This window comes from Pseudomonas sp. RL_105y_Pfl2_101 (genome assembly GCF_963970585.1).
In the GTDB taxonomy this organism is placed as follows: Bacteria; Pseudomonadota; Gammaproteobacteria; order Pseudomonadales; family Pseudomonadaceae; genus Aquipseudomonas.
In genome coordinates, this window is the sequence record NZ_CAXAPG010000067.1 from 1 (window position 1) to 6,634 (window position 6,634).

A 6,634-nucleotide genomic window follows, 5' to 3' on the forward strand; every position below is an offset into this window, starting at 1 on the left:
TGTCCTTGGGTTTACGCGAGCGCGCGGGCAGCACGGCTACGCCGTAATGCTCGGCGAGATCGCGGTAACTGGGGTTGATATCCGGCTCGTAGCGATGCGCCTTGGTGACGCCGCTGCGCAGATTGTCCGGTACCAGGATCTGCGATGTACCGCCGAGAAAGGCGAAGCAGCGTACGTGCGAGCCCAGCCAGTCGGGCAGTTTCTGCGACCAGGTGGCCTCGGCGAAGGTGTAGCTGGACGCGCCGAGGACGGCGACGAAGATCTGCGTCTGGCGGATCTCGCCGGTTCGCCGATCAATGACCGGCACGGTCTGGCCAGCGTAATCGACAAACAGCTTTTCGCCCGCACGGTGCTCCTGGCGCATGACCACGTCGACCTTGGCAGCCCAGAGGCGGTAGTGCTCGCAGAACCAGCTGTACTGGAAGCCTTGCGGATGGGCGAGTCGATACTCTTGCCAAAGCAGGGCCAGGGTTACGCCGGGGCGGCGCAACTCGGCGTGAACCCATGCCCAGTCGGGCATCGGACGCTGATCGCTGGGAACGGCGGGCGGCGGGCGGCGGTGGAAAAAGCCGCCGTTGCAACTCGGCGTCCGTTAGCGCAGACGGCCAAGTCAGGCCGCTGGCAGCAAAGCGATTGAGGTACTCACCGACGCTGGCTCGACCCACTTGCAAGCTGACAGCGACCTGGCGGGCAGATAGGCCGACCTCAAATTTGAGACGTAGCACTTCTCGAATCTTACGCATGGATAACCGCTCCACGACGACCTCTCTGCTTCGATAAAAGAGGTCGATGGTAGTGAATTAATCCTGCGTTGCTGCCTGCTTTAAGGGTGGCCGGATGAGCGTGGAACGGGTGGCCGGATCACCGTGGAATCAGTGGCCGGATGTTCATGGAATAGGTGGCCGGATGGCCGTGGAATCCGCACCTTAGTCATAAAGCTTTGTGCATTTTCAACCGAATAAAAAAATCCGAATATCATGACAAAGTAAATACCTATTACCAGCACGCACGCCTCTACGAAAGCTGACTTTCCGTGTTTCAGTAGATAAGCGAAAGTCAGACGATTCTTACGCTTGAGGTCTTGCCCAGCCAAACTCTTAACATACGGATCAAGACCGGGGGTTGCCCCAGCCCTAAACTCTATAAAGAAGTTTTTAATGTTGGCGTGGGCAGCCAGATAAAGTAACAAGAATATGAGGAAGCAAATCAACCCCATGGTGGCCGCGTCGCCATAGCGCTGTTTTGCTATGAGCGTATTAGCTTTTCCTGCGGATATGGCAACCAGCACCATAAGGAAAAACTGAATTGACGTATTGCGAAGAAACTCTAAAAAATGTTTCCTCCCCGAGTTCAAAATCCACATAAATAGCTCCGTGCTAGTGATTGCGCCAATAACATTGTGAAGGGTGAGGCATGCTCACGTTTAATTTTCATAAAATCTTAGAGGGGATTACGACGACCCCTATCTATCGTAACGACAGGCTGAAATGAAATTGCCCTACAAGGTTTTCAACAGTTGTTCGAGTGTCTGATGTTCCCAAGTGCTTAGCAGCGCAATGGGATCTGTGCCAAAGCGATCTCCCGAGTCAAACGACCACCGCCGTCCATCCGGACTGACGCATTGTTCGCAGTAGTCGAGCTGATCGCAGTTGTTGTAAATCGACATTCGCCATCCATCGACATCGACTTGGAAGTGGCCGGAATAGACGTGAGCCCAGGACTGCTGACCAGCCTTACTCATTACGCTTCGACCGAAGATCACTTCCCTCAGCACCTGGGATACCTCTCTCGCGGAAAGCTCAGCCGCAGTGTTTTCGCTGCCGCGACCTACCTGAGATGAAAGAGCTGCCGCTCTGGCCTCTTTCAGCCTTTGCTCAGCGTACATAGCCGGATCATCATTCGGCAGTGGATAGCCCGCATCTGAGAGAGCTTCGGCGCGCTCTTCAATGAGCAGACGCTCGGGATCGCGAACCGCTTGGTAGGCTCTGCCCGGTACGAATTGAGTTTTATCCATTCGCGGCTCCCCGGAAGGCTGATGACTAAGAGCGACTAGATTACTTTTAGAACGATAACAGAACGCTTCGAGAAACGATGCTGAGCTGCGAATCATGAGGGCGAGATGCGTTACGACCTATGCTTCACAGAGGCGCAAATACAGAGCAAGCGGAGCGCACAGGCGTGAAGGATGCGAGCCCGCAGGGGCGAGACACGCCTTGGCGGGGCTCGAATCACCGCAGCCTGACGCCGCAGGCGGCACGCCATCAGCGACGCCTGGCTCAAGCAAGAGGTAACCCAAATGCCCAACAATGACCTCCGCGAACTGGAAGCCAAGAGACGAAAGGCTTTGTGGATGCTTGCGAACATATCTCCAGGCGATTCGAAGGCGTTCGATCCCTTATCCATCCTTGATGACCTTGACCTTCAAGAACGGAAATACTTCCCCAATGCTGACAAGACACTTGAGCTCAACCAGCTTCGGGATTGTGTCACGGTGCAGCATCACCACTCCGGAATCGACATCATTTTGGAGCAGACTATCCCCCAGCCCTGGAGGGAGCGCTTCAATCAGGCGAGTATCGGGTCGACCAGATTGTTAGATGGGCCTTACGCTGCGAACTGGGATAAATTTTTGGTTGAGTGGGAGCGTGAGATGCAGCATCTGCAAGACCATCGACTTGCAAAGGCTGCTAACAGCTAGAACGGCTGGCTCGAGCGATGGCGGCGCAAACACAAGCAGTCGGTGTTGCCGCTGAAAATCGCAACCTCAAACAGGAGCAGCAAGGTGGGACGGCCTTCGTTTTTTGTTGATTTTGAAGCTTCTGGAATAGCTCCTGATAGCTATCCCATTGAGGTCGCCGTCGTGTCGAGTGAGACCTCGTTCAGTTCCTTGATAAGGCCAGCCCGTTACTGGACACACTGGTCGTTCGATGCGCAAGACATGCATGGTCTCACTCAGGATCATTTGCTTCAGGAAGGTGATACCCCACACACCGTGGCGGAACGAATGAATCAGCTGTTTTCAGGACATGTGCTATGCAGCGACTCACCTCAAGACGTATTTTGGTTCGACGTCCTTTATGAGGCAGCGGATCTGAAACCTACCTTCGAGTTGAAGCCTTTGGAAGTGTTTGTGGGTCGGGAGGCTGCCAGTAACATTTATCGCCTACTGCCAACAACTAGGCACCACCGAGCTTTGAATGACGCGACTGCTTTGATGAACGCCTGCCGTGCTTTTTTCGAAGGTTGAACTATCACAAGGGGTGGATACCCTCAGCTATACGAAAGCATTGAGTCCATTGAGCTTTGGATGAAGCTCAGCCCATGTTTTTCCAGCAGGCGGCGGAAATTGAGAATGGTGGTTTCGTCCGGAGTCCGCTCAAGGCTCAGACCAGAAAACTGACGTAGGATGGTGGTTTAATACAGCGCTTCTTCCATCGCCGGATCGCTGTAGCCGAACCAGTTCTGCATCAAGTGCACGCGCAGCATCGCCATCAGCTGATAGGTCGGGCGACCGCCTTCGCCCTTTGGATAGTACGGCTCGATCAAGGCAATCAAACCTTTCCAGGGCACCACCTGATCCATCTCGATCAGGAACAATTCCTTGCGGGTCTATTTGCGCTTGCCGGCGTACTCGGCGTCGGCGAAGGTCATCTGTTTCATTATCCAAAGGTGCGGCGACTGGTGTCCGGAAATTTTGCCAAATCAGGAAGTCTTTTTCAGAGTTTCCTTCTCGAGCACATCTCGCAATATTCGGAGGTGCGAATACTTGGTGTGAGCGCACTGTGAACCTCTTGCACACCGATCCAATTAACCGCCTTGTCTGAAATCCCCAGTCGCTGCGACTATCCAATCTAAAAAATCTTTGACCGGCGACAGGCGTTCTCGTCCAGGAACGCATACAGCTGAATATCGTGCGCCCGGTATTTTGATTTCAGGACGATAGGGAATCAGTAAACCGTTTTCTACGTAGTCTGCCACTAAAACGGTGCTGGCGAGCGCCAAGCCATGCCCGGATATAGCAGCCTGAAGGGCAAAGTGTTCATCGTTGTATTTTCTATAAATCGCTTTTGCGAGCCAGTCTTCATGCTTGGCAGCAGAGCACCACAATGCCCAATCTATTGAGGCCGGGGAGGGAGTTCCCCATCTGATATCTATAAGTTTGAGAGAAGAACCTACGTCTTCCAGTTTCCAATGGGTCTGGGTAAATACGCCAAATTCTTCAACCATAAGCGATTTGCTAAACAGTTCTGGATAGTCTTTAAAACCGCAGCGGATTGCCATATCCATAGTTGAATCCCGAAGTAAGTCGACAACTTCATTGCTGGCCTCAACACTTACGTGAATTTCGGGGTGCTTATTATAGAAGTCTCCAACTCGAGGAATCAACCATAGTGCCGCGAAGGCAGGTGTAGTTGAAACTCGGAGGGCTTGTGAGTCGGAAGGAGGCTTCAATGAAGCAATACTACGACTCATGTCTAAAAACGACAGATGTACATTGGAGTAAAGTCTTTCACCACTGGCGGTTAGCTTCACACCCTGGGTTGTTCTATCAAACAGCAGATCGCCAAGAAAGCCCTCAAGGGTTTTGATTTGGTGAGAGACCGCCGCAGGTGTAACAAATAATTCTTCAGAGGCAGCTTTGAAACCACCGAGTCTAGCCGCTGATTCAAACGCTCGGAGAGCTGTCAGTGGTAGTTTTGCGAACATTGTAGATTCCTCCCCTCGTCAAAAAATTTAAGTCTGACTTACTTTATATTATTTGCTTTCGTTTTGATAGATCCGAAAAATCAACTCACCAACCGGTTGGCTTTCGAGCAGCTTATTGTTCGGTCAATCGGATCTGTGTCGCTGCCCCTTTCGCTTGGGCGAAACGCTGGCACGGCCATGATAAGAAACATGGCAAAAACATATTAAACGTGGTCGGGCTAATGCGGCTTGCTGGCGGATCAGGCTCATCAATGTATGGATCTCTAAAGAAATCAGTGAGGCTTCTATGTCAGATAATATTCCGATCATCGACCTGAATGGATTGCGGCCTGGTAATCCGATACCCGTACGCTTGGTCAAAGATGTTGACGAGGCCCTCAGAGAAATTGGATTTTTTACTGTGATAAATCACGGTGTCGACTATGAACTGGTTTCAAATATGTTTTTGCAGATGAAATCTTTTTTTGATTTATCTCCGGGCTCGAAGGAAAGGATAGAAATTCATAAGTCGCCATATATGCGCGGCTACTTCAGCGAGGGTGCTGATAAGTCAGACGGCGTCTTAGGCGATATCAAAGAAGGATTTGATATGGCGTCGGACTTAGCTCTTGATGATCCGTATGTAGTGGCAAAGCTACCCTTTTACGGGCCAAATGTTTGGCCAGTAGAACTGCCCGAATTTAAAAGCGTGATGACGGAATATCATGCCAAGATGCTGATGTTAGGAAAAAGCTTGTTGAGGGTATTCGCCTTGGCGCTAAATATGCCGATCGATTACTTTGATGACAAGTTTATAAAACCCATGGCTCAGCTGAGGATATTACGCTATCCATCCATCTCTTATATGCAAGGTGGGGCTATTGGGGCCGGTGAGCATACCGACTTTGGTTGGATTACGATGATAGCTCAAAGCGATACGGGAGGGCTGGAAGTAAAAAAGTCCAATGGTTCCTGGATGTCGGTCAAGCCTGTTCCAAATTCCTTTGTCGTTAATGTTGGCGATTTGATGTCACTTTGGACAAATGAACGCTATAAGGCGACGATGCACAGAGTGATAAATACCACCGGAAAAATAAGGCACTCGGCGGCATTTTTCATGGATCCTGATTTTACCGCCTCTGTTGAGTGTTTACCAAGCTGTTGCTCAAAAGAGAATCCTGCAAAATACGAAGCTATTGTGGCAGGCGAATACATGGATCGACGGTTTCTCGAAACAACTACCTTTCGCACGCTCGAAACAGCAGAGGAGTATTGAAAATGATCGATAAAAACTATATTGCATTCTATCTGTCTGCAGCGGTAGCGATCCTAGGCACTGTGGGATACCACATGCTCATGAAAAAACTTCCCTCCACCATCAATCCTTTGGTTTCCATCGTTGGTATCTATGTGGCCATCGTGATCCTCTCCACTTTAATGCTGCCCTTTTTTATGGGGGGAGGCACGTTGCTCGCTAGCTTAAAGCAAATGAGCTGGATTCAAGTTGGAATAGCGTTCTGCATCTTGCTGATGGAGATCGGATTCTTAATGATGTATCGAAGCGGGTGGGATCTGAGCACAGGTAACGTGGTAACCGGAGCCATAATTAACATCGCTCTTGGGTTCATCGGTGTGATTTTCCTAAAAGAAGGACTGTCATATTTAAATATAGCTGGCGTATCTCTGTGCATTATTGGAGTTATGCTCATTGGATACAAAGCAGACTCAGGTGAAAAGTCGAGCGTAGGAGTTGATTCCTCCGCCCATATAAATCCTGCTAAAGTCGTGACGACCCAACCGAGAATCACCCACCAGCAGCCTTAGGGAAACTCTGAAAAAGACTTCCTGATTTGGCAAAATCACCGGACACCAGTCGCCGAGCTTTTCAATGATGAAACAGATGACCTTCGCCGATGCCGAGTACGCCGGCAAGCGCAAGCAGACCCGC

7 protein-coding genes and 2 pseudogenes are annotated in these 6,634 nt (G+C 50.7%); 4 read left to right on the plus strand and 5 right to left on the minus strand.

Translation table 11 applies throughout. The annotated features are described in order from the left end of the window. The 3 genes and pseudogenes from istA to AACY31_RS27970 form a co-directional block, all read right to left on the minus strand. A pseudogene (gene istA, locus AACY31_RS27960) lies at positions 1-743 on the minus strand (IS21 family transposase); the annotation flags it as partial. An 80-nt stretch (positions 744-823) separates the two neighbouring features. Further along, positions 824-1,363: a hypothetical protein gene (locus AACY31_RS27965; RefSeq protein WP_339505527.1), complete on the minus strand. Its 540-nt coding sequence runs from the start codon at positions 1,361-1,363 to the stop codon at positions 824-826. Positions 1,364-1,498: 135 nt separating this feature from the next. Next, positions 1,499-1,867, minus strand: a complete 369-nt coding sequence (locus AACY31_RS27970; protein ID WP_445261588.1) for a DUF7693 family protein — start codon at positions 1,865-1,867, stop codon at positions 1,499-1,501. Positions 1,868-2,296: 429 nt separating this feature from the next. On the opposite strand from AACY31_RS27970, the gene AACY31_RS27975 reads away from it, so the two are divergent. After that, positions 2,297-2,698, plus strand: coding sequence for a hypothetical protein (locus AACY31_RS27975; protein ID WP_339505530.1), 402 nt, complete (start codon positions 2,297-2,299; stop codon positions 2,696-2,698). Positions 2,699-2,743: 45 nt separating this feature from the next. Further along, complete coding sequence (locus AACY31_RS27980) at positions 2,744-3,247, plus strand: hypothetical protein (RefSeq protein ID WP_339505532.1); 504 nt, start codon at positions 2,744-2,746, stop codon at positions 3,245-3,247. Positions 3,248-3,312: 65 nt separating this feature from the next. Here the strand turns inward: AACY31_RS27980 and AACY31_RS27985 are convergent. Together AACY31_RS27985 and AACY31_RS27990 are read right to left on the minus strand one after the other, a co-directional pair. Beyond that, positions 3,313-3,597, minus strand: a pseudogene (locus AACY31_RS27985) (transposase); the annotation flags it as partial. Between the two features lie 210 nt (positions 3,598-3,807). After that, positions 3,808-4,707 (minus strand): LysR substrate-binding domain-containing protein, encoded by a 900-nt coding sequence (locus AACY31_RS27990; RefSeq protein WP_339505534.1) that lies wholly within the window; start codon positions 4,705-4,707, stop codon positions 3,808-3,810. A 286-nt stretch (positions 4,708-4,993) separates the two neighbouring features. Between AACY31_RS27990 and AACY31_RS27995 the strand changes: the two genes are divergently transcribed. Both AACY31_RS27995 and AACY31_RS28000 read left to right on the plus strand, forming a co-directional pair. Next, positions 4,994-5,962, plus strand: a complete 969-nt coding sequence (locus AACY31_RS27995) for an isopenicillin N synthase family dioxygenase (RefSeq protein WP_339505535.1) — start codon at positions 4,994-4,996, stop codon at positions 5,960-5,962. A 2-nt stretch (positions 5,963-5,964) separates the two neighbouring features. Beyond that, on the plus strand, positions 5,965-6,510 hold the full coding sequence (locus AACY31_RS28000; protein ID WP_339505536.1) for a hypothetical protein: 546 nt from the start codon (positions 5,965-5,967) through the stop codon (positions 6,508-6,510). Positions 6,511-6,634: the final 124 nt, after the last annotated feature.